Source organism: Larkinella sp. C7, from assembly GCF_006149005.1.
In the GTDB taxonomy this organism is placed as follows: Bacteria; Bacteroidota; Bacteroidia; order Cytophagales; family Spirosomataceae; genus Larkinella.
This window is the reverse complement of the sequence record NZ_VBSL01000219.1, coordinates 1-370: the sequence shown is the minus strand read 5'-3', so window position 1 is coordinate 370 and position 370 is coordinate 1. Positions and strand designations below refer to the sequence as shown.

General features: G+C 49.5%; 1 protein-coding gene. It reads right to left on the bottom strand.

Annotated features, from left to right (window positions below; genetic code table 11):
• The coding region (locus FH871_RS35175; RefSeq protein ID WP_229317791.1) for a PfkB family carbohydrate kinase at positions 1-346 on the bottom strand (346 nt) is incomplete at its 3' end.
• Between the last annotated feature and the right edge of the window lie 24 nt (positions 347-370).

Genomic DNA, 370 nt, shown 5'->3' with positions numbered 1-370 from the left:
GAGGACCGCTCAAGACTTCCAGACCCTTTTCATCACAATAGACATCAAGGGCCTGGTCTGAATCTAGGCGATTGCCTCCCTTAACGACGACAGCCTTAGCTCCCATGGCCTGCAACTTTTGGGCTGCTTGCTTCATATCTTCTAGGTTCTTAATGGAAAGACCTGTTAAAATTTCAGCCTCAGCCAGGTTGGGTGTCAAGATAGACACATAGGGTAAAAATTGCAGGAGCTCATCTCGCAGGGCACTAACAGCGACATCATGCTTTTCCTTACAGACCAGAACGGGGTCCAAGACAATAGGCAGGTCCTTGTGGGACCTGACAAAGTTTAGGGCTGCTTCTGCCACTTCCACATTTGGAAGCAGGCCTAG